General features: G+C 34.0%; 34 protein-coding genes. All 34 read left to right on the forward strand.

The genetic code is table 11. The annotated features are described in order from the left end of the window. Positions 1-19: 19 nt before the first annotated feature. Positions 20-394 (forward strand): 30S ribosomal protein S12, encoded by a 375-nt coding sequence (gene rpsL, locus HM982_RS17095; RefSeq protein ID WP_179354551.1) that lies wholly within the window; start codon positions 20-22, stop codon positions 392-394. Positions 395-416: 22 nt separating this feature from the next. Then, positions 417-893: a 30S ribosomal protein S7 gene (gene rpsG, locus HM982_RS17100; RefSeq protein WP_179354552.1), complete on the forward strand. Its 477-nt coding sequence runs from the start codon at positions 417-419 to the stop codon at positions 891-893. 6 nt (positions 894-899) lie between these two features. Continuing rightward, the gene (fusA, locus tag HM982_RS17105; RefSeq protein WP_179354553.1) at positions 900-3,026 is read left to right on the forward strand and encodes an elongation factor G; all 2,127 of its coding nucleotides are present in this window, start codon (positions 900-902) and stop codon (positions 3,024-3,026) included. A gap of 11 nt (positions 3,027-3,037) precedes the next feature. Continuing rightward, positions 3,038-3,343 carry a 30S ribosomal protein S10 gene (rpsJ, locus tag HM982_RS17110; RefSeq protein ID WP_007650482.1) on the forward strand — a complete coding sequence of 102 codons (306 nt, stop codon included), beginning with the start codon at positions 3,038-3,040 and terminating at the stop codon, positions 3,341-3,343. Positions 3,344-3,554: 211 nt separating this feature from the next. Continuing rightward, on the forward strand, positions 3,555-4,172 hold the full coding sequence (rplC, locus tag HM982_RS17115; RefSeq protein WP_179354554.1) for a 50S ribosomal protein L3: 618 nt from the start codon (positions 3,555-3,557) through the stop codon (positions 4,170-4,172). Continuing rightward, positions 4,172-4,801, forward strand: coding sequence for a 50S ribosomal protein L4 (gene rplD, locus HM982_RS17120; RefSeq protein ID WP_179354555.1), 630 nt, complete (start codon positions 4,172-4,174; stop codon positions 4,799-4,801). The genes rplC and rplD overlap by 1 nt, the downstream gene beginning before the upstream one ends. Before the next feature lie 5 nt (positions 4,802-4,806). Further along, complete coding sequence (gene rplW / locus HM982_RS17125; protein WP_179354556.1) at positions 4,807-5,097, forward strand: 50S ribosomal protein L23; 291 nt, start codon at positions 4,807-4,809, stop codon at positions 5,095-5,097. 12 nt (positions 5,098-5,109) lie between these two features. Beyond that, positions 5,110-5,937, forward strand: coding sequence for a 50S ribosomal protein L2 (gene rplB / locus HM982_RS17130; protein WP_179354557.1), 828 nt, complete (start codon positions 5,110-5,112; stop codon positions 5,935-5,937). A gap of 10 nt (positions 5,938-5,947) precedes the next feature. Next, positions 5,948-6,226 carry a 30S ribosomal protein S19 gene (rpsS, locus tag HM982_RS17135; RefSeq protein ID WP_020897652.1) on the forward strand — a complete coding sequence of 93 codons (279 nt, stop codon included), beginning with the start codon at positions 5,948-5,950 and terminating at the stop codon, positions 6,224-6,226. A 5-nt stretch (positions 6,227-6,231) separates the two neighbouring features. Next, positions 6,232-6,639 carry a 50S ribosomal protein L22 gene (gene rplV / locus HM982_RS17140; RefSeq protein WP_179354558.1) on the forward strand — a complete coding sequence of 136 codons (408 nt, stop codon included), beginning with the start codon at positions 6,232-6,234 and terminating at the stop codon, positions 6,637-6,639. Between the two features lie 9 nt (positions 6,640-6,648). Next, positions 6,649-7,365, forward strand: a complete 717-nt coding sequence (gene rpsC / locus HM982_RS17145; protein ID WP_179354559.1) for a 30S ribosomal protein S3 — start codon at positions 6,649-6,651, stop codon at positions 7,363-7,365. Between the two features lie 20 nt (positions 7,366-7,385). Further along, positions 7,386-7,805 carry a 50S ribosomal protein L16 gene (gene rplP / locus HM982_RS17150; RefSeq protein ID WP_179354560.1) on the forward strand — a complete coding sequence of 140 codons (420 nt, stop codon included), beginning with the start codon at positions 7,386-7,388 and terminating at the stop codon, positions 7,803-7,805. Between the two features lie 12 nt (positions 7,806-7,817). Continuing rightward, positions 7,818-8,009 (forward strand): 50S ribosomal protein L29, encoded by a 192-nt coding sequence (rpmC, locus tag HM982_RS17155; RefSeq protein WP_115818549.1) that lies wholly within the window; start codon positions 7,818-7,820, stop codon positions 8,007-8,009. A gap of 17 nt (positions 8,010-8,026) precedes the next feature. Next, on the forward strand, positions 8,027-8,284 hold the full coding sequence (gene rpsQ, locus HM982_RS17160; protein WP_092469501.1) for a 30S ribosomal protein S17: 258 nt from the start codon (positions 8,027-8,029) through the stop codon (positions 8,282-8,284). Positions 8,285-8,286: 2 nt separating this feature from the next. Next, the gene (rplN, locus tag HM982_RS17165) at positions 8,287-8,655 is read left to right on the forward strand and encodes a 50S ribosomal protein L14 (protein ID WP_092446808.1); all 369 of its coding nucleotides are present in this window, start codon (positions 8,287-8,289) and stop codon (positions 8,653-8,655) included. Positions 8,656-8,667: 12 nt separating this feature from the next. Next, entirely contained in the window at positions 8,668-8,979 is a 312-nt protein-coding gene (gene rplX / locus HM982_RS17170) for a 50S ribosomal protein L24 (protein WP_179354561.1), read from the forward strand. A gap of 2 nt (positions 8,980-8,981) precedes the next feature. Further along, on the forward strand, positions 8,982-9,533 hold the full coding sequence (gene rplE, locus HM982_RS17175) for a 50S ribosomal protein L5 (RefSeq protein ID WP_179354562.1): 552 nt from the start codon (positions 8,982-8,984) through the stop codon (positions 9,531-9,533). 2 nt (positions 9,534-9,535) lie between these two features. Further along, positions 9,536-9,805 carry a 30S ribosomal protein S14 gene (gene rpsN, locus HM982_RS17180; protein WP_115818545.1) on the forward strand — a complete coding sequence of 90 codons (270 nt, stop codon included), beginning with the start codon at positions 9,536-9,538 and terminating at the stop codon, positions 9,803-9,805. 63 nt (positions 9,806-9,868) lie between these two features. After that, the gene (gene rpsH, locus HM982_RS17185; protein ID WP_179354563.1) at positions 9,869-10,267 is read left to right on the forward strand and encodes a 30S ribosomal protein S8; all 399 of its coding nucleotides are present in this window, start codon (positions 9,869-9,871) and stop codon (positions 10,265-10,267) included. Positions 10,268-10,279: 12 nt separating this feature from the next. Further along, positions 10,280-10,822: a 50S ribosomal protein L6 gene (rplF, locus tag HM982_RS17190; RefSeq protein WP_179354564.1), complete on the forward strand. Its 543-nt coding sequence runs from the start codon at positions 10,280-10,282 to the stop codon at positions 10,820-10,822. A gap of 10 nt (positions 10,823-10,832) precedes the next feature. Further along, on the forward strand, positions 10,833-11,189 hold the full coding sequence (gene rplR / locus HM982_RS17195) for a 50S ribosomal protein L18 (RefSeq protein WP_179354565.1): 357 nt from the start codon (positions 10,833-10,835) through the stop codon (positions 11,187-11,189). A gap of 6 nt (positions 11,190-11,195) precedes the next feature. After that, on the forward strand, positions 11,196-11,720 hold the full coding sequence (gene rpsE, locus HM982_RS17200; RefSeq protein WP_179354566.1) for a 30S ribosomal protein S5: 525 nt from the start codon (positions 11,196-11,198) through the stop codon (positions 11,718-11,720). 11 nt (positions 11,721-11,731) lie between these two features. Continuing rightward, entirely contained in the window at positions 11,732-11,911 is a 180-nt protein-coding gene (gene rpmD, locus HM982_RS17205) for a 50S ribosomal protein L30 (protein ID WP_179354567.1), read from the forward strand. Positions 11,912-11,926: 15 nt separating this feature from the next. Beyond that, positions 11,927-12,379, forward strand: a complete 453-nt coding sequence (gene rplO / locus HM982_RS17210) for a 50S ribosomal protein L15 (protein ID WP_179354568.1) — start codon at positions 11,927-11,929, stop codon at positions 12,377-12,379. Between the two features lie 13 nt (positions 12,380-12,392). Next, a complete protein-coding gene (gene secY / locus HM982_RS17215) occupies positions 12,393-13,760 on the forward strand; it encodes a preprotein translocase subunit SecY (protein WP_179354569.1) in 1,368 nt (455 codons plus the stop codon). 76 nt (positions 13,761-13,836) lie between these two features. Continuing rightward, a complete protein-coding gene (gene infA, locus HM982_RS17220) occupies positions 13,837-14,052 on the forward strand; it encodes a translation initiation factor IF-1 (protein WP_007094967.1) in 216 nt (71 codons plus the stop codon). Positions 14,053-14,056: 4 nt separating this feature from the next. Continuing rightward, positions 14,057-14,173 (forward strand): type B 50S ribosomal protein L36, encoded by a 117-nt coding sequence (gene ykgO, locus HM982_RS17225; RefSeq protein ID WP_008269159.1) that lies wholly within the window; start codon positions 14,057-14,059, stop codon positions 14,171-14,173. Positions 14,174-14,175: 2 nt separating this feature from the next. Further along, positions 14,176-14,550, forward strand: coding sequence for a 30S ribosomal protein S13 (gene rpsM / locus HM982_RS17230; RefSeq protein WP_179354570.1), 375 nt, complete (start codon positions 14,176-14,178; stop codon positions 14,548-14,550). A 98-nt stretch (positions 14,551-14,648) separates the two neighbouring features. Next, positions 14,649-15,032: a 30S ribosomal protein S11 gene (gene rpsK / locus HM982_RS17235; RefSeq protein ID WP_179354571.1), complete on the forward strand. Its 384-nt coding sequence runs from the start codon at positions 14,649-14,651 to the stop codon at positions 15,030-15,032. A gap of 192 nt (positions 15,033-15,224) precedes the next feature. Further along, positions 15,225-15,830, forward strand: coding sequence for a 30S ribosomal protein S4 (gene rpsD / locus HM982_RS17240; protein WP_179354572.1), 606 nt, complete (start codon positions 15,225-15,227; stop codon positions 15,828-15,830). A 95-nt stretch (positions 15,831-15,925) separates the two neighbouring features. Continuing rightward, positions 15,926-16,918, forward strand: coding sequence for a DNA-directed RNA polymerase subunit alpha (locus HM982_RS17245; RefSeq protein ID WP_179354573.1), 993 nt, complete (start codon positions 15,926-15,928; stop codon positions 16,916-16,918). Positions 16,919-17,036: 118 nt separating this feature from the next. Next, positions 17,037-17,513, forward strand: coding sequence for a 50S ribosomal protein L17 (gene rplQ / locus HM982_RS17250; RefSeq protein ID WP_179354574.1), 477 nt, complete (start codon positions 17,037-17,039; stop codon positions 17,511-17,513). A gap of 343 nt (positions 17,514-17,856) precedes the next feature. After that, complete coding sequence (gene carA / locus HM982_RS17255; RefSeq protein ID WP_179354575.1) at positions 17,857-18,957, forward strand: glutamine-hydrolyzing carbamoyl-phosphate synthase small subunit; 1,101 nt, start codon at positions 17,857-17,859, stop codon at positions 18,955-18,957. Between the two features lie 513 nt (positions 18,958-19,470). After that, complete coding sequence (locus HM982_RS17260) at positions 19,471-21,876, forward strand: TonB-dependent receptor (RefSeq protein WP_179354576.1); 2,406 nt, start codon at positions 19,471-19,473, stop codon at positions 21,874-21,876. Positions 21,877-21,966 lie beyond the last annotated feature (90 nt).

Raw genomic sequence — 21,966 nt, forward strand, 5'->3', positions numbered from 1 at the left:
TAATTTTATATAGAAATATATGCCAACAATTTCACAATTAGTACGAAAAGGAAGAGCCAAAATAACCAAGAAGAGTAAATCGGCTGCTTTAGATTCGTGTCCTCAGAGACGTGGTGTATGTACTCGTGTTTATACAACGACACCTAAAAAACCTAACTCAGCAATGCGTAAGGTAGCAAGGGTTCGTTTAACAAACGGTAAAGAGGTAAATGCATACATTGGCGGAGAAGGTCACAATTTACAAGAGCACTCGATAGTATTGGTTAGAGGTGGAAGGGTAAAAGATTTACCAGGAGTTAGATATCACATCGTTCGTGGTGCTTTAGATACAGCAGGTGTATCTGGAAGAACGCAACGTAGATCTAAGTATGGTGCAAAACGCCCTAAAAAGTAATTTAAAACTTTAAGAAGAAGACATGAGAAAAAGAGCAGCAAAAAAGAGACCGCTTTTACCGGATCCAAGATTTAATGATCAGTTAGTAACACGTTTTGTTAACATGATGATGTGGGATGGTAAGAAGTCTGTGGCTTTTAAAGTATTCTACGATGCAATTGATATTGTTGAAGAGAAAAAAAATGATGACGAAAAAACAGCTTTAGAGATTTGGAAAGAAGCTTTATCTAACGTAATGCCTCACGTAGAAGTACGTAGTCGTCGTGTTGGTGGTGCTACATTCCAGATTCCAATGCAGATTCGTCCAGACCGTAAGGTTTCAACTGCGATGAAATGGTTAATTAGCTTTTCACGTAAAAGAAACGAAAAATCTATGGCTCAACGTTTAGCATCAGAAGTTTTAGCAGCAGCTAAAGAAGAAGGAGCAGCGGTGAAGAAGAGAATGGATACGCATAAGATGGCTGAAGCAAATAAAGCATTTTCACACTTTAGATTTTAATAAAGGATGGCAAGAGATTTAAAACTTACAAGAAACATAGGAATTGCGGCTCATATTGATGCTGGTAAAACAACAACAACTGAGCGTATTCTTTTTTATACGGGAGTTTCACATAAAATTGGAGAGGTTCATGATGGAGCTTCTACAATGGACTGGATGGAGCAAGAAGCAGAAAGAGGTATTACAATTACTTCTGCGGCTACAACTTGTGATTGGACATTCCCAAAAGAAAATGGTGAGCCAACAGCAGAAGCTCAGGATTACCATTTTAATATTATTGATACACCTGGTCACGTAGATTTTACAGTTGAGGTAAACCGTTCTTTACGTGTATTAGATGGTTTAGTTTTCTTATTTAGTGCAGTAGATGGTGTTGAGCCACAGTCTGAAACTAACTGGAGACTTGCAGATAATTATAAAGTACCTCGTATCGGATTTGTTAACAAAATGGACCGTCAAGGTTCTGACTTCTTAGAAGTTTGTCAGCAAGTAAAAGATATGTTAAAGTCTAACGCAGTGCCAATCGTTTTAAACATTGGTGATGAAGACAACTTTAAAGGCATTGTAGATTTAGTTAAAAACAGAGCTATTGTATGGCATGATGAAAACTACGGGTCTACTTTTGATGTCGTTGATATTCCTGAAGAGATGAAAGATGAAGTGCGTAAGTACCGTGCTTTATTGATTGAAGAAGTTGCAGGTTATGACGAGAATCTACTTGAGAAATTCATGGAAGATGAAGATTCAATTACAGAAGATGAAGTGCACGCTGCACTTAGAGCTGCTGTAATGGATATGGCTATTATACCAATGGTATGTGGTTCTTCATTTAAAAATAAAGGGGTTCAGTTTTTATTAGATGCTGTATGTCGTTACTTACCTTCTCCTTTAGATAGAGATAGTGTGGTAGGAACAAATCCTGATACCGATAAAGAAGAGCGAAGAAAGCCTAGCGTAAGCGAACCTTTTTCTGCTTTAGCATTTAAAATTGCTACAGATCCTTTTGTAGGACGTTTAGCATTCTTTAGAGCGTATTCTGGTCGTTTAGATGCAGGGTCTTATATCTTGAACAACCGTTCAGGTAAAAAAGAACGTATTTCTCGTATTTATCAAATGCACTCTAATAAACAAAATGCTATCGATTTTATCGAAGCAGGTGATATTGGAGCAGCAGTAGGATTTAAAGATATCAAGACTGGTGATACTATGTCTGATGAAAAACATCCTATTGTTTTAGAATCTATGGACTTCCCGGATCCTGTAATTGGTATTGCGGTTGAGCCTAAGACTAAGGCAGACGTTGATAAAATGGGTATGGCTTTAGCAAAATTAGCTGAAGAAGATCCAACATTTACAGCAAGAACTGATGAGTCTTCAGGTCAGACAATTATTTCTGGTATGGGTGAGCTTCACTTAGATATTATTGTAGATCGTTTAAAAAGAGAATTTAAAGTTGAGGTTAACCAAGGTCAACCACAAGTTGAATATAAAGAAGCTATTACACAAGCTGCTGATCATAGAGAGGTTTACAAGAAACAATCTGGTGGTCGTGGTAAATTTGCTGATATCGTATTTACGATTGAACCAGCAGATGAAGGTGTTGTAGGATTACAATTTGAATCTGTAATTAAAGGTGGTAACGTTCCTAAAGAATTTATCCCTTCAATTGAAAAAGGATTTAAAATGGCAATGGTAAATGGACCACTTGCAGGTTACGAAGTTGATTCAATGAAAGTAACTTTAAAGGATGGTTCTTATCACGATGTCGATTCAGATCAATTATCTTTCGAATTAGCTGCAAAATTAGGATTCAAGAATTCTGCTAAAGCTGCTAAAGCGGTTATAATGGAGCCAATCATGAAACTTGAGGTGATTACACCAGAAGAAAACATGGGTGATATTGTAGGTGACTTAAACAGAAGAAGAGGTCAGATGAGTAGTATGGGTGATAGAGCTGGTGCTAAAACAGTAAAAGCTACTGTGCCATTATCTGAAATGTTTGGTTATGTTACAACGTTAAGAACATTATCTTCAGGTAGAGCAACATCTACAATGGAATTTTCTCACTATGCAGAAACTCCAGCAAATATATCACAAGAAGTAATTGCGGCTGCTAAAGGCGTTGAATCGTAAATCTTAAGAAAATGAGTCAAAAAATCAGAATAAAATTAAAGTCTTACGATCACAATTTAGTGGACAAGTCTGCTGATAAGATTGTAAAAACAGTAAAAAGTACTGGTGCAGTAGTAACGGGACCAATTCCATTACCAACACACAAAAAAATATTTACTGTATTACGTTCACCACACGTAAACAAGAAATCTAGAGAACAATTTCAATTAAGCTCTTACAAGCGTTTATTAGATATTTACTCTTCATCTTCTAAAACAATTGATGCTTTAATGAAACTTGAATTACCAAGTGGCGTTGAAGTTGAGATTAAAGTGTAATTTGAACACAATGTCGTTCTGAGCAAAAGCGAAGAATCTCATTGATAAAATGTCCCACCGATGCGGTCGCGGGAAAAACGGTAAAAATACAATTCAAGGCTGAAATGTATTTTCAGCCTTGAATATTTATAGCAAAGGACAAGTCGCGACTTGTCCACCAAAAACAAACAATCGGTCAAGTCGCGACTTGATCATACTAAAAAAGAAAAACATGTCTGGGTTAATTGGAAAAAAAATCGGTATGACCAGCATTTTCGACGAAAATGGAAAGAACATTCCATGTACAGTAATCGAAGCTGGACCATGTATCGTTACCCAAGTCAGAACTGAAGAAGTGGATGGTTATTCAGCCCTTCAATTAGGTTTCGATGACGCGACAGAAAAAAGCGCTACTAAAGCAGACTTAGGTCATGCTAAAAAAGCGGGTACTTCTGTAAAACGCAAAGTTGTTGAATTTAAAGGTTTTGATGCGGAGTACAAATTAGGTGATGCTATCACAGTTGAGCAATTTATTGAAGGAGAATTTGTAGATGTTGCAGGTACTTCTAAAGGTAAAGGATTTCAAGGGGTAGTAAAACGTCACGGATTCGGTGGTGTAGGTCAAGCAACGCATGGTCAACATAACCGTTTAAGAGCTCCAGGTTCTATTGGTGCAGCTTCTTATCCTGCGAGAGTATTCAAAGGAATGAAGATGGCCGGAAGAATGGGTGGTGAAACAGTAAAAGTTCAAAATTTAAGAGTTTATAAAGTAGTTCCTGAAAAGAACCTACTTGTGGTAAAAGGATGTGTTCCTGGTCACAAAAATTCTTATGTAATCATTGAGAAGTAATGGAAATAGCAGTTTTAGATATAAACGGAAAAGACACTGGAAGGAAAGCTGAGCTTTCTAAAGAAGTGTTCGCTATAGAGCCTAATAATCATGCTGTCTATTTAGATGTTAAGCAATACTTAGCAAACCAAAGACAAGGGACGCATAAGGCAAAAGAAAGAGCAGAGATAGCTGGTAGTACACGTAAGATTAAAAAACAAAAAGGTACTGGTACTGCAAGAGCAGGTAGTATTAAGTCTGGTGTATTTAAAGGTGGTGGTCGTATGTTTGGTCCTAGACCAAGAAATTATGGTTTTAAATTAAATAAAAACCTTAAGCGATTAGCACGTAAATCAGCATTAAGTCTTAAAGCAAATGACAAGTCAATTTTAGTAATGGAAGAGTTCAGTTTTGATGCTCCAAAAACTAAAAACTTTGTTAATGTATTAAAGGCTTTAGAGATAGAAAACAAAAAATCTCTAATTGTGTTGGGTGATACAAATAATAATGTATATTTGTCCTCACGCAATTTTAAAGGTTCTGAAGTTGTAACTGCTTCGGAATTAAGTACTTATAAAATTATGAATGCTAACAAAGTTATTCTAATTGAAAGTGCTTTAGAAGGAATTGAATCGAATTTAAGTAAATAGAACAGATGAGTATCTTAATAAAACCTATAATCACAGAAAAAGCAACCATGCAAAGTGAGTTGTTAAATGCTTATGCATTTGAAGTGAACACAAAGGCGAACAAGGTAGAAATCAAAAAAGCGGTGGAAGCGGCTTATGGAGTTTCTGTTGAAAAAGTTCGTACAATAAATGTCCGTCCAGAAAGAAGAACACGTCATACAAAGACTGGGATTCAACATGGTAAAACAAATGCTGTTAAAAAAGCAATTGTACAACTGGCGGAAGGTGAAACAATAGATTTATACACTAACATGTAATTTTAGACATTAATGTCAGTAAGAAAATTAAAACCGATCACATCAGGTCAGCGATTTAGAGTAGTAAATGGATTTGACGCCATTACTACTGATAAGCCGGAGAAAAGCTTGCTTGCTCCGAAAAAACGATCAGGTGGTAGAAACAGTCAAGGAAAAATGACCATACGCCAAGTTGGTGGAGGTCATAAGAAACGTTATCGTATTATCGATTTCAAACGTAACAAAACAGGTATTCCTGCAGAAGTTAAGTCAATCGAGTATGATCCAAACAGAACAGCATTTATTGCTTTATTAAATTACCAAGACGGCGAGAAACGTTATATTATCGCTCAAAATGGTTTAAAAGTAGGGCAAAATTTAGTGTCTGGTGAAACTGGTGTAGCTCCTGAAATAGGAAATGCAATGCCTTTAAGTGAGATTCCTTTAGGAACCGTTATCTCTTGTATAGAATTACGTCCTGGTCAAGGTGCTGTAATGGCACGTAGTGCTGGTGCATTTGCTCAATTAATGGCAAGAGGAGATAAATTTGCTACTGTTAAATTGCCTTCAGGTGAAACAAGATTAATTCTTGTTACATGTATGGCAACAATTGGAGCAGTATCTAATTCAGATCATCAATTACTAGTCTCTGGTAAAGCAGGTAGAAGTAGATGGTTAGGAAGACGTCCAAGAGTAAGACCAGTAGTAATGAACCCAGTCGATCACCCAATGGGTGGTGGTGAAGGTAAATCTGCCGGAGGTCATCCAAGAAATAGAAACGGTGTACCTGCTAAAGGTTACAGAACGCGTTCTAAGACAAAAGCGAGTAATAAGTATATTGTAGAACGTAGAAAGAAATAATTAAGATAGTATGGCACGTTCATTAAAAAAAGGACCTTATATCCACTATAAGTTAGATAAGAAAGTTGCAGAAAATGTAGCTTCAAACAAAAAGACAGTTATTAAAACTTGGTCTAGAGCATCAATGATTTCTCCAGATTTCGTTGGTCAGACTATTGCAGTTCATAATGGTCGTCAGTTTGTTCCAGTATTTGTAACTGAAAACATGGTAGGTCATAAATTAGGAGAATTTTCACCAACAAGATCTTTTAGAGGTCATGCAGGTGCTAAGAATAAAGGTAAAAAATAAGAATCATGGGAAGTCGTAAAAAACAAATGGCGGAAGCTATTAAAGCGGAGAAGAAGCAAGTTGCTTTTGCTAAGCTAAATAACTGTCCTACATCACCAAGAAAAATGCGTTTAGTAGCGGATTTAGTAAGAGGTGAAAAGGCTGAAAAAGCTCTTCAGATTCTTAGATTTAGTCAAAAAGAAGCGTCTCGTCGTTTAGAGAAACTTGTTGTATCTGCAATAGCAAACTGGCAAGCTAAAAACGAAGATGCTGATGTTGAAGAAGCTAAATTGTTTATCAAAGAAATTAGAGTAGATGGTGGTTCTATGTTAAAGAGATTGCGTCCAGCACCTCAAGGTAGAGCACATAGAATAAGAAAAAGATCTAATCACGTTACCGTGGTTGTAGATTCATTAAATAAAACACAAAGCTAAGATAGAGGTATGGGACAAAAGACAAATCCAATCGGAAATCGCTTAGGAATTATCAGAGGATGGGAATCTAACTGGTACGGAGGAAACGATTATGGTGATAAACTTGCCGAAGACGATAAGATTAGAAAGTATATTCATGCTCGTCTATCTAAAGCTAGTGTAAGTAGAGTAATTATTGAGCGTACGCTTAAACTTGTAACCGTTACTATAACTACTGCTAGACCTGGTATAATTATTGGGAAAGGTGGCCAAGAAGTAGATAAGTTAAAAGAAGAGCTTAAGAAAATTACTGGCAAAGAAGTTCAATTGAACATCTTTGAAATTAAAAGACCTGAACTAGATGCATACTTAGTAGCTGCTAGTGTTGCTCGTCAAATTGAAAGCCGAATTTCATATAGACGTGCAATAAAAATGGCTATTGCTGCTGCAATGCGTATGAATGCAGAAGGAATTAAAATTCAGATTAGTGGTCGTTTAAACGGTGCTGAAATGGCACGTTCAGAACACTATAAAGAAGGACGTATTCCTTTATCTACTTTTAGAGCTGATATTGATTATGCTCTTGTAGAAGCACATACTACTTATGGTAGATTGGGCATCAAAGTTTGGATAATGAAAGGCGAAGTATATGGTAAAAGAGAACTTTCTCCATTAGTTGGCTTATCTAAACAAAAAGGTAAAGGTGGACGTGGTGGAAACAAGAACCAATCTCGTCGTAGAAAGTAATTTTTTAAAGAAAAGACAAAATGTTACAGCCTAAAAGAACAAAATTTCGTAAGCAGCAAAAAGGACGTATGAAAGGAAATGCAGGAAGAGGTCATTTGTTATCAAATGGTACTTTCGGTATTAAATCATTAGAGTCAACTTTTATTACTGCACGTCAAATAGAAGCAGCGCGTATTGCCGCTACTCGTTACATGAAAAGAGAAGGATCGTTATGGATTAAAATTTTTCCAGACAAGCCTATCACAAAGAAACCTCTTGAAGTACGTATGGGTAAAGGTAAAGGTGCCGTTGAATATTGGGCAGCAGTTGTAAAACCAGGACGTATGTTATTTGAAATCAGTGGTGTGCCATTAGAAACAGCTCAAGAAGCACTTCGTTTGGCAGCACAGAAACTTCCTGTAAAAACTAAGTTTATCATAGCTAGAGATTACGAAGCTTAATAGAAAGATATTATGAAGCAATCAGAAATTAAACAGCTTTCAACAGCTGAGTTACAAGAGAAACTTAGTGAATCTAAAAAGAGTTATACAGACCTGAAAATGGCTCACACTATATCTCCGTTAGATAACCCAATTCAGTTACGAGTTGCACGTCGCACAGTAGCTAGAGTGGCAACAGAATTAACTAAAAGAGACGTACAATAATTGTATTCTGCTGAAAGATGGAAAAAAGAAACTTAAGAAAAGAACGTATAGGGATCGTAACGAGTAACAAAATGGAGAAATCTATTGTAGTTGCTGAAGTTAAGAAGGTAAAACACCCTATGTATGGAAAATTCGTGTTAAAGACTAAGAAATATGTCGCACACGATGAGACAAATGACTGCAACGAAGGCGATACTGTAAAGATCATGGAAACACGACCTTTAAGTAAATCTAAATGTTGGAGATTAGTAGAAATAATTGAAAGAGCGAAGTAATTATGTTACAACAAGAATCAAGATTAAAAGTTGCTGACAACACTGGTGCAAAGGAAGTTTTAACTATCCGTGTACTAGGAGGAACTAAAAGAAGATACGCTTCTGTTGGAGATAAAATAGTTGTATCTGTTAAAGATGCCACTCCAAACGGACAAATCAAAAAAGGTGCTGTATCTACAGCAGTTGTTGTTCGTACAGCTAAAGAAGTAAGACGCCCAGATGGTTCTTACATTAGATTTGACGACAACGCATGTGTACTTTTAAACCCACAGGGTGAAATGAGAGGAACACGTGTTTTTGGACCGGTAGCAAGAGAACTTCGTGATAAACAATTCATGAAAATTGTATCATTAGCACCAGAAGTGCTTTAATTGATAAATAAGATGACAAAGCTTAAAATAAAATCAGGAGATACAGTACAAGTAATTGCTGGAGATCACAAAGGATCAGAAGGTAAGGTACTTAAAGTATTAATAGATAAGAACAAAGCCATCGTAGAAGGTGTGAACATGGTTAAGAAACATACGAAACCAAGTGCACAAAACCCTCAAGGTGGTATTGTAGAGAAAGAAGCATCTATAAACATTTCAAACTTATCGTTGTTAACTTCAAAAGGAGAAACAACGAGAGTGGGTTATAGAATGGATGGCGATAATAAAGTAAGATTTTCAAAAAAATCTAATGAAGTAATTTAACTATGGCTTACGTTGCAAGATTAAAACAAGAGTACAAGGAAAAAATAGTTCCTACTCTTACGGAAGAATTTGGATATACTAATGTAATGCAAGTTCCTAAACTAACTAAGATAGTAATATCTAAAGGTGTTGGAGCTGCTGTTGCGGATAAGAAATTAATCGATCACGCAGTAGACGAACTTACTAAAATATCTGGACAGAAAGCTATACATACAATGTCTAAGAAAGATGTTGCATCCTTCAAGTTACGTAAAGGAATGCCAATTGGTGCCAAAGTAACTTTAAGAGGAGAGCAAATGTATGAATTCTTAGATCGTTTAGTAACTTCAGCTTTACCTAGAGTTAGAGATTTTAACGGTATCAAAGCTACAGGTTTTGATGGTCGTGGAAATTATAACTTAGGAATTGTAGAACAAATCATTTTCCCAGAAATAGATATTGATAAAGTCAATAAAATTTCAGGAATGGATATTACATTTGTGACTTCTGCTGACACAGATAAGGAAGCAAAGTCTTTATTAACAGAACTAGGATTACCTTTTAAAAAGAATTAATTATGGCTAAAGAATCAATGAAAGCCCGTGAGGTTAAGCGTTCTAAAACGGTAGCTAAATATGCAGAGAAACGCAAAGCTTTAAAAGAAGCTGGCGATTACGAAGCATTACAGAAATTACCAAAAAACGCATCACCTATACGTCAGCACAACCGTTGCAAACTTACAGGAAGACCAAAAGGTTATATGAGACAATTTGGAATTTCTCGTGTAATGTTTAGAGAAATGGCTAACCAAGGCTTAATTCCTGGTGTTAAAAAAGCAAGTTGGTAAAAATTATAAATTGGTTTCAGGTTTGACAATAGTGTCGAAAACCGCTACCGCAAATTAATACATATGAACACAGATCCAATAGCGGATTATTTAACGCGAGTTAGAAACGCAGTTAAGGCAAATCACAGAGTGGTTGAAATACCTGCATCTAACTTAAAAAAAGAAATAACTAAGATATTATTCGATCAAGGATATATCTTAAGTTATAAGTTTGACGATTCTTCAGTACAAGGTACTATCAAAATTGCTTTGAAGTACAGTAAAGAGACTAAAGAGTCTGTCATCAAAAAAATTCAAAGAATCAGTAAACCAGGTTTACGTAAATATGCTTCTTCTAACGAAATGCCAAGAATCCTTAACGGTTTAGGTATTGCAATTGTTTCTACTTCACATGGTGTGATGACAGGAAAACAAGCACAGAGAGAAAATGTTGGTGGCGAAGTATTATGTTACGTATACTAAAAACAGGAAATTATGTCAAGAATAGGTAAAAACCCAATAACAGTTCCTGAAGGTGTAACACTTGAGATTAAAGATAACACTATTACTGCAAAAGGTAAATTAGGTGAATTAACTCAAGAGTATTCAGATATTGAAATTAAATTAGAAGACGGTACAATTACATTAGAGCGTGCTTCTGATAAGAAAAATTTAAGAGCAAAACATGGTCTTTATAGAGCATTAATTGCTAACATGATAGAAGGTGTTTCTAAAGGCTGGACCAAAGAACTAGAATTAGTTGGTGTAGGTTATAGAGCATCCAATCAAGGACAAAAATTAGATTTAGCCGTAGGGTTTTCTCATAATATTGTTATGGACATCGCTCCAGAAATAAAAATTGAGACGATTTCAGAAAAAGGTAAAAATCCAATAGTTAAATTAACGTCTTTTGACAAACAATTAGTTGGCCAGGTTGCTGCAAAGATCCGTGGCTTTAGAAAACCTGAACCTTACAAAGGAAAAGGAATTAAGTTTGTTGGTGAAGAAATTAGAAGAAAAGCAGGTAAATCAGCTTAATAATTAAGTTATGGCATTGACAAAGAACGAAAGAAGATTAAGAATAAAAAACAGAATCCGTAAGGTTGTATCTGGTACAGAAGCAAGACCAAGATTAGCTGTTTTTAGAAGTAATAAAGAAATTTATGCTCAAATCGTAGATGATGTAACTGGTAAAACACTTGCTGCTGCATCTTCTAGAGATAAAGATATTGCTAAGTCTAAAGGAAACAAAACAGAAGCAGCTACATTAGTAGGTAAGTCTGTTGCAGAGAAAGCAATGAAAGCTGGTATTGAAACTATTTCTTTTGATAGAGGTGGTTATTTATACCACGGAAGAGTAAAATCATTAGCAGAAGGAGCTAGAGAAGCAGGACTTAAATTTTAAGACATTATGTATCAAAAATATAAAAACGCAGAGCTTGTTAAACCAGGCGGATTAGAATTAAAAGATCGCTTAGTTGGCGTTCAGCGTGTAACTAAAGTAACAAAAGGTGGTAGAGCATTTGGTTTTTCTGCAATAGTTGTTGTAGGTGACGAAACAAATGTAGTAGGGCAAGGATTAGGTAAATCTAAAGATGTTGCTACTGCAATTGCTAAAGCTGTAGAAGATGCTAAGAAAAACTTAGTAAGAATACCTATACTTAATGGAACTATTCCTCACGAGCAAAAAGGTAAATACGGTGGCGCTAGAGTTAACATTATCCCAGCTGCACCTGGTACAGGAGTTATTGCAGGTGGTGCGGTAAGAATTGTTCTTGAAGCAGTAGGTGTACACGATGTATTATCTAAGTCTCAAGGATCATCTAACCCTCATAATGTAGTAAAAGCTACTTTTGATGCTTTATTACAATTAAGAGATGCTAAGTCTGTAGCTAAAGAGCGTGGAATTTCACTTGAAAAAGTATTTAACGGATAATCAAGGACAAGATGGCAAAGATTAAAGTAACTAAAGTAAAAAGTGCAATCAATCGTACTAAAAGACAAAAGCTAACATTAGAAGCTTTAGGTTTAAATAAGATTGGACAAGTAAAAGAGCACGAAGCTACATCAAGTATTCTTGGTATGGTTAAGAAAGTTGAACATTTAGTTTCTGTAGAAGAAGCTTAAAAATATAACTTAACAATGGATTTAAGTAATTTAAAACCTGCAGAAGGTTCAGTAAAAAATCAAGGAAAGCGTATTGGACGCGGACAAGGTTCTGGTAAAGGTGGTACGGCAACTCGTGGTCACAAAGGAGCTAAGTCACGTTCAGGTTATTCTAAGAAAGTAGGATTTGAAGGTGGTCAAATGCCATTACAAAGACGTGTTCCTAAATTTGGATTTACAAATATTAACAGAGTAGACTATCAAGGTATTAACTTAGATACGTTACAACAGTTAGTAGATGAAAAGAAAATAAAGGATACTATTGATTTTGAAACATTTGTATCAATGGGATTAGCTGGCAAAAATGAGCTAGTAAAAATCTTAGGTAGAGGCGAATTAAAAACAAAATTAACAGTAACTGCTCATAAATTTACTGCTACGGCAAAAGCTGCTATTGAAGCAGCTGGTGGTGAAGCTGTAACTTTATAACACTTTATTTAGGATGAAAATAATAGAAACATTAAAAAATGTTTGGAAAATCACAGAACTTAAGGATAGAATTCTTCTAACCTTAGGTTTGTTGTTGGTTTATCGTTTTGGTGCTCAGGTAGTTTTACCTGGTATTAATATTGATGCCCTGGGTGGTTTACAAGCTGGTATGGATGGTGGCATATTAGGATTATTAAACGCATTTACAGGTGGAGCTTTTGCTAACGCTTCTGTATTTGCTTTAGGTATTATGCCATATATTTCAGCTTCCATTGTTGTACAATTAATGGGTATTGCGATTCCTTATTTACAAAAGCTTCAGAAAGAAGGGGCTAGTGGTCAGAAAAAAATCACGCAGATTACACGTTGGTTAACTATTGCTATTTGTTTGGTACAAGCACCAGGTTATTTAGCTAGTATTCCACAACTATCTGGAGCTACTTCAATGAGTGCATTATTAGTACCTGGTTTTAGTGAAAACATTTTCTACTTCTCATCAGTAATTATTTTAGTAACTGGTTGTGTTTTCGCAATGTGGTTAGGAGAAAAAATTACAGATAAAGGTATTGGCAATGGTATTTCATTATTAATTATGGTGGGTATTATTGCAACATTACCACAATCATTTATTCAAAATGCAGCTTCTAGATTAGAAGATGGTAATGGTGGATTTATGATGATATTAATAGAAATGGTAGTTTGGTTTGTAATCATTTTAGCTTCAATATTCTTAGTAATGGCTGTTAGAAAGATAGCAGTTCAGTATGCAAGAAGAACAGCTTCTGGTGGTTATGAAAAAAATGCATTTGGATCACGTCAATTTTTACCTTTAAAGCTTAATGCTTCAGGTGTAATGCCAATTATCTTTGCTCAAGCTATTATGTTTGTTCCTGGATTAATTGGAGAATCATCTTGGTTAAAAGATACTGATGCTGGTGTGTGGATGCAAGCTGAGTTCGGCGCTAACATGTTTGGATTCTGGTACAATTTAGTATTTGCTTTATTAATTATTATATTCACGTATTTTTATACGGCAATTACGGTGCCTACTAATAAAATGGCTGATGATTTAAAACGTAGTGGTGGATTTATTCCAGGCATACGTCCAGGGTCAGAGACATCAGAATATCTAGACAAAATCATGTCTCAGATTACATTACCTGGTTCTATTTTCTTAGCTTTAGTAGCTATATTCCCAGCATTTATTGTTCAGTTAATGAATGTACAAGCTGGTTGGGCATTATTCTTCGGTGGTACATCACTATTAATTATGGTTGGTGTAGCTATTGATACAATGCAACAGATTAATTCTTATTTATTAAATAAGCATTATGATGGTCTGATGAAAACAGGTAAGAATAGAAAAGCAGTGGCGCAATAAGATGAATCATTAGAAGTCAGTCTTAAAATTTAGGCAAGGTATTTGCTAATTACAGACTGAAAACTAAATATATATTATGGCAAAACAAGCAGCAATAGAACAAGACGGAACAATCATAGAAGCATTATCAAATGCGATGTTTCGTGTTGAATTAGAAAATGGTCATATAGTGACTGCACATATCTCTGGAAAAATGCGTATGCATTACATTAAGTTGTTACCAGGTGATAAAGTGAAATTAGAAATGAGTCCTTACGATTTAACGAAGGCTCGCATAACTTATAGATATTAATACGATGAAAGTTAGAGCATCAGTAAAGAAAAGAAGCGCAGACTGTAAATTAGTGCGCAGAAAAGGTAGACTTTACGTCATTAACAAAAAGAATCCTAGATTCAAACAAAGACAAGGGTAATTATGGCAAGAATTGCAGGTGTAGACATACCAAAACAAAAAAGAGGTGTTATCTCTTTAACTTATATCTACGGAGTAGGTAGAAGTAGAGCGCAAGAAATTTTAGCAGCAGCTAAAGTTGACGAAAACACAAAAGTACAAGATTGGACTGACGACGAAATTGGTGCCATCCGTGAAGCGGTTGGAACTTTTAAAATCGAAGGTGAATTACGTTCTGAAACACAAATGAACATTAAGCGATTAATGGATATTGGATGTTACAGAGGTATTCGTCATAGAGTAGGTCTTCCTTTAAGAGGACAACGTACAAAAAACAACTCTCGTACCAGAAAAGGTAGACGTAAAACAGTTGCTAATAAGAAAAAAGTAACTAAATAATAAATGTCTTTAGTCTTTAGACGTTGGAAAGAATCTGTTTGAAATTTAACGGTTTAGGATTCTAGCGACTATTAACTAAAACTAAAAGCTAAAATAAAATGGCAAAGGCAAGTACAAAAAAACGTAAAGTTATCGTTGATGCAATTGGAGAAGCTCATATTACAGCATCTTTCAACAACATCATCGTTTCTTTAACAAACAAAAAAGGTGACGTTATTTCTTGGTCATCAGCAGGTAAAATGGGATTCAGAGGTTCTAAAAAGAACACACCTTACGCTGCACAATTAGCTGCAGAAGATGCTGCAGCTGTAGCAAAAGAAGCTGGTTTAAAGAAAGTAAAAGCATATGTAAAAGGTCCTGGTAATGGTAGAGAATCTGCTATCAGATCAATTCATAATGCAGGTATTGAAGTATCAGAAATCATTGATGTTACTCCATTACCACATAACGGATGTCGTCCTCCTAAAAGACGTAGAGTTTAATCTAAATTAATTTAGAAAAACTTAGCAAAATTTTTAAATAAACTAATATCATGCATTTATGCTTGGTATTAGTTTATTTTGTATAAATTTGCAAACTAAAAAATTATAACAAGTATCAACCGAGAGGTTAACGGTAATAGAAGGATAAGATTAAGACCTTAATTCTATAACCACTCTCAAAACAAATTTAAAATGGCAAGATATACTGGTCCTAAAACTAAAATCGCCCGTAAATTCGGACAAGCGATCTTCGGAGATGACAAAGCCTTCGAAAAAAGAAATTACCCTCCAGGGCAACACGGAAACAACCGTCGTCGTGGTAAAAAATCTGAATATGCTATCCAATTAATGGAAAAGCAAAAAGCTAAATATACTTACGGTATTTTAGAAAAGCAATTCAGAAACATGTTCAAAAGAGCAACTTCTGCTAAAGGAATTACTGGTGAAGTTTTACTTCAATTATGTGAATCTCGTTTAGATAACGTTGTTTACAGAATGGGAATCTCACCTTCTAGAAGTGGAGCTAGACAATTAGTTTCTCACAGACATATTACAGTAAACGGTGAAAAGGTAAACATTCCTTCTTACCAATTGAAAGCTGGTGATGTTGTAGGTGTTAGAGAAAAATCTAAATCTTTAGAAGCAATTCAAAATTCATTAGCTAACTCTAGTGAAGTTTTTGAATGGATTACTTGGAATACAAGTACTATGGAAGGAACTTACGTTTCTGTACCTGCTAGAATTCAAATACCAGAACAAATCAGCGAGCAATTAATCGTTGAACTTTACTCTAAATAATAAATTAATCATATTGGTATTTGGCCAAAGGATTTATTTGTCTTCTTCAAACTTATAAATCGCGCAACCAAACAACAATTAAAACGAAGAATAATATGGCAATATTAAATTTTCAGAAGCCCGATAAAGTAATCATGATTGATTCTACGGATTTTGAAGGTAAATTTGAATTTAGACCTTTAGAACCTGGCTACGGATTAACAGTAGGAAATGCTTTAAGAAGAGTTTTATTATCTTCTTTAGAAGGATTTGCAATTACTTCAATTAGAATTGAAGGTGTTGATCACGAATTTTCTACAATCCCTGGCGTTGTCGAAGATGTTACTGAAATGATTTTGAACTTTAAGCAAGTTAACTTTAAGCGTCAAATCGAAGAAGTTGATAACGAAACAGTTACTATTTCTATCTCAGGACAAAATCAAATTAAAGCTGGCGATTTTCAGAAATTTATTTCAGGTTTCCAAGTATTAAATACAGATTTAGTCATCTGTAACTTAGATCCTAAAGTAAATATCAATATGGAATTGACTATTGAAAAAGGAAGAGGTTACGTACCTGCAGAAGAAAATAAAAAAGCATCTGCACCAATCGGAACTATCTTTACAGATTCAATTTTCACACCAATTCAAAATGTAAAATACAGTATTGAAAACTTCCGTGTAGAGCAAAAAACAGATTACGAAAAATTAGTTTTCGAAATCTTAACTGATGGATCTATTAATCCAAAAGATGCTTTAACTGAAGCGGCTAAAATATTAATTCACCACTTCATGTTATTCTCAGATGAGCGTATCACTTTAGAAGCGGATGAAATTGCACAGACAGAGACTTATGACGAAGAATCACTTCACATGAGACAACTATTGAAAACTAAATTAGTTGATATGGATCTTTCAGTACGTGCACTTAATTGTTTAAAAGCTGCAGAAGTAGACACTTTAGGAGACTTAGTGTCTTTCAATAAAAATGATTTAATGAAATTCAGAAACTTCGGTAAGAAGTCTTTAACGGAACTAGAAGAACTAGTTAATGTTAAAGGATTAAATTTCGGAATGGATTTAAGTAAATATAAATTAGATAAAGATTAAATACAATTAGGATTCCTGTGAAAGCAGGAATCTTATCGTATCTAATCAATAAAATTATTAATAATCATATTTTGCTCCTCAATTAAGAGTTTGGTAGCAAGATGATAAAACAAAAGTCATGAGACACGGAAAAAAATTCAACCACTTAGGAAGACAAACTGCGCACAGAAAGTCGATGTTAGCTAATATGGCATGTTCTTTAATAGAGCACAAACGTATTAATACAACAGTTGCTAAAGCTAAAGCGTTAAAACAATTTGTAGAACCAATGATTACTAAATCAAAGGCAGATACAACGCACAACAGACGTATCGTTATGTCTAAATTAAGACAAAAAGATGCTGTTGCAGAATTGTTTAGAGATGTAGCACCAAAAATTGGTGATCGTCCAGGTGGTTACACACGTATCATCAAATTAGGAAACAGATTAGGTGATAACGCTGATATGGCAATGATAGAATTAGTTGATTATAACGAAATCTATACGACTGCTAAACCAGAGAAGAAAACAAGAAGAAGTAGAAGAGGTGGAAGCAAGTCTAATACACCAGCACCTGCAGCAACTGAAACTACAGCTTCTAACGAAGAAGAATAAAATGCAAATGAGTCAGCGATTTAGATATGAAATCAATAATGATAGAAATTTGATAACCGCTTTCGTATTATTTAAATCTCGATTATCGAGTGTTAATAAGCATTAATAAATATAAAGGATAAACTGTTTTAGTTTATCCTTTTTTTTTGGACTTTTGCATAGCACTGAGCCTCGTCAAAGTGTGAGTTAATGATTGATGTTTTGGGCGTTTCTCTACTTCGCTGAAAAAGCTACGTAGCGTCAGGCTTTCACTACTCGCTCTCTGCGAGGAGCTCAAACAAACCGTTCAATCCTTAACGCAAGCAACAACATAACAATAAACAGGTTAACAACTAACGCAGCAATGAAATACAAACAAAGAAAAAAAGCCCTCATCTTATTAGCTGATGGCACTATTTTTCATGGTAAATCAATCGGGAAAGAAGGCTCTGCTTTTGGAGAAGTTTGTTTTAATACCGGAACTACAGGATATCAAGAGATATTTACGGATCCTTCTTATTACGGTCAATTAATGGTAACTACCAATGCACATATTGGAAATTATGGAACTAAAGCAGACGAAGTAGAATCTGATGCTGTTAAAATAGCCGGATTAATTTGTAAAAACTTTAGTTTTAATTATTCTAGACCTGCAGCAGATGCTTCTTTAGAAGCGTTCTTTGATACGCATAACACCTTAGCCATTGCAGATGTAGATACAAGAGCATTAGTAAGCTATATTAGAGATAATGGTGCTATGAATGCTGTGATTACCACAGAAGTTGATAATTTAGAAGAACTAAAAAAGCAACTGGCAGAATTCCCTTCAATGAAAGGTTTAGAACTAGCATCTAAAGTCTCTACGCAAGAACCTTATTTTGTAGGTGATGAAAATGCAACATACAAGGTTGCAGCTTTAGATATTGGTATTAAGAAAAACATTTTAAGAAATTTAGCAAAACGCGATGTCTATATTAAAGTGTTTCCATATAATTCTAAATATGAAGAATTAGAAGCTTTTAATCCTGATGGTTATTTCTTATCTAATGGTCCTGGTGATCCAGAACCTTTAGAAGATGCTATTAATTTGGCTAAAGAAATTATAGCAAACAATAAACCACTATTTGGGATTTGTTTAGGGCACCAAATTATTGCTTTAGCCAATGGAATTTCAACTTACAAGATGCATAATGGCCATAGAGGTATTAATCATCCGGTAAAAAACTTAGTAACCGGTAAAGGTGAAATTACTTCTCAAAATCATGGTTTCGCTATTAATAGAGAACAAACCGAGGCCAATACTAATGTTGAAATCACACACGTGCATTTAAATGACCATACGGTTGCAGGAATAAAGATTAAAGACAAAAACTGTTTCTCTGTACAATACCATCCAGAGGCAAGTCCTGGACCAAATGATTCGCTTTATCTTTTTGATCAGTTTATAGAGAATATAAAAAAGTGACTTAAGTGCTGATCTAGAGAATTATTTTTTTTATGTGTTAAAAGAGCAGATTTATCTTAATGTTTGGTATATATAAAACATTTTTTATAAATTAAAGAGGTTAACTGCGACCTCTTTATTTATTTCCAAACTTTTCGATATTTTGCAATTGTTTTTTCTTTTTTAAGTCGTTTGACTTGCGAAATAAATTTTTAGAAATAGTATTAAAAAAAAAATTTTATACTTGTCTGCTTTTATGTTAAAAAAAACATGTAGATCTGCATCATTATCGGAGAGTTAACCATAGTAAATCAGGATAACTATACTGTAAGCATCGCAGGCTTTAGCAGAAAAAATACATACAATTTTTTAATTAAAACGAGAGAAATTATTGCGCTAGGTTTCTTTGCGAATAACTCTAAAAAAAACAAACAATATTTAATATGTTTTGTTATTATTAAGGTTATTTTATAGGTGCTTTTAATTTATTAATTTTTAGTTTTGAAACTATATTTAAAATAAGATAAAATATTTATGAAATTACTTTTTACAATTTGTTTTGTTTTAATCTGTTTCACTGTGTCTGGTCAAAACCAAAAGACATCAAAAAAAGATAGTTTATTAGCTAAGTACAGTTCTTATTTTGACCTTCCTAGGGAATCCCTATTTACACACATTAATAAAACAACTTTCATTGTTGGTGAGAGCTTATGGTTTAAAGTTTATGTGCACGACAGACATTTTGATGAGGTTTCTAAATCAACGACAAATATAAATGTAGGTATTTATGACGAAAAAGGAAACTTGATAAAAAATGACTTATGGATGGCTGTTAATGGAGCTACAACTGGAAATATACTTATAGATTCTACATTTAAAACTGGAAATTATTATATTAAATCATCAACTAATTGGATGCGAAATTTCAAAGAAAGTGATGCGCATGTTCAAAAAATATCAGTTGTAGGAAGTGAAATTCCTAATAAACAAGATAGTATCCCCAATAACTTAGATTTACAGTTTTTACCAGAGGGAGGTCATATTGTTGCAGATGTACAAAATGTAATAGGACTTAAAATTCTTAATAAAAACGGGAAAGGTGTAAAGTTAGAAGGTATAATATATGACAATGCAGATAATATAGTAACCACTTTTGAGAGTAACAAATTTGGTATTGGTAAGTTTTTATTGACACCAAAGGCAGGAATTACATATACTGCCAAAATTGAGCTAATAAATGGTAGAGAGATTTCTAAAACTATAGAAAATATAGAGGCTAAAGGTATAGCAATTCAGGTAAGTAATCTTAACCCTGAAAAGTTAGTATTAACATTAAATACTAATATAATCACCCATAATGTTATTAAAGATAAAATATTTACTATTGTATTGCATAAAAATGGTCATATAAAAACAATACCATTTTCGTTTAGGAATCAAAAGAATATAACGTTAGCTATACCTAAGTCGGATTTATTTTCAGATATGAATATAATAACAGTATTAGATGATACTAACACCCCTTTATTGGAACGTCTGATTTTCAATGATAAATTTAAGATATCGAAGTCTAAATATAATATTGGTAAGGTAAAAAGTGAAAATGACTCAATAGTATATTCAATTCATTCCTCTAGTTCAACATCAAAAGATTCGTTATCGGGGTTAAGTAACCTTAGTATATCTGTTTTACCCGAGTCAACTTCGGGTTATCATCCAGATCATAATATAATTTCTGCATTTTACTTAAAACCCTATTTAAATGGGTATATTGAGTCGCCATCTTACTATTTTAAAGACATTTCTAGAAAAAAAAGTTATGAATTAGATATGCTCTTACTTACACAAGGGTGGAGCAGGTATGATTGGAATTATATTTTTTATAACAAACCAAAATCAGCTTTTAGTTTTAATAATGGAGTAACCTTAAGGGGTAAACTTTTAGAACCTGAAGGTATTAAGGTATTAAAAATGCAATCACTAGAACTAATGGGAAATGATTGGCAAGATTTAGAAGTGGATTCTAATAATGTTTTTGAAAAAGAAAATCTTTATCCTTATAAAAATGAAGCCATTCGTATTTCTTATCTTGACAAAGATAATAAGTATAAAAAGCCAAAATTATCATTAGGTATTACATTACCTATTTTTGAAGACACATTAGTTAACTATGATTTAACGAAGAACCCTCTTCAATTAATTGAGCTTAGTATACCTGAGCATAAAAGTGGTGTGAATTTTTTCTATGAAAATGCACAGGAGTTAGAAGAAGTATTGTTAACCGGTAAAACAAGAAAAGAAGAGGAACAACCAAAAGATGTTATTGCTCCAAGTTATACCTTTAAAGATAATTATTTGGCTATAACCGAGGAGGAAATAAGGAAATTTCCTAAAATAATAGATGTTTTAAGTTATCGTGGTTATCAGGTATATCAAGATATGGGGGTTGTCTATATAAAAAATAGAAACTCAAGTTCTCCGAGTTCTAGTGGTGTGCCTTTAATTTTTATTGATGGCGTTCGTTTAAATGATTTTAGCATATTATTTAATTTATTATCAAATAATATAGAAGGGATTTCAGTAGATAAATCTGGTTTAGGTTATGGAGTGAGTGGTGCAGAGGGGGTTATAAAGATTTATACAAGAACGACCTCTCTTTATAATAACGTTAAACAATCTGAAGATTATACCTTTACTTTTGAGGTTAAAAATGGTTTTACTAAAGCTAAAAAGTTCTATACGCCACGTTATAAGAGCTACACGTCTAGTTTATTTAGAAATTATGGTGTTATTGGATGGTTACCAATAGTACAACTTGAAAATAATATGTCAAAATTATTCAAACTCTCTGATACAAATAGCAAAACAATTAATTTTTATATAGAGGGGTATGATTCGGAAAATAACTTAGTGTCTCAAATCTTTACATTAGATAACTAAAAATTAATTTATTTAATACTATAAAACGCAATATAACATCGATTATATTGCGTATTTTTAGTTACGAAATAAGCTTTTCTAATGATTCAA

The organism is Winogradskyella vidalii (assembly GCF_013403955.1).
Lineage (GTDB): Bacteria > Bacteroidota > Bacteroidia > Flavobacteriales > Flavobacteriaceae > Winogradskyella > Winogradskyella vidalii.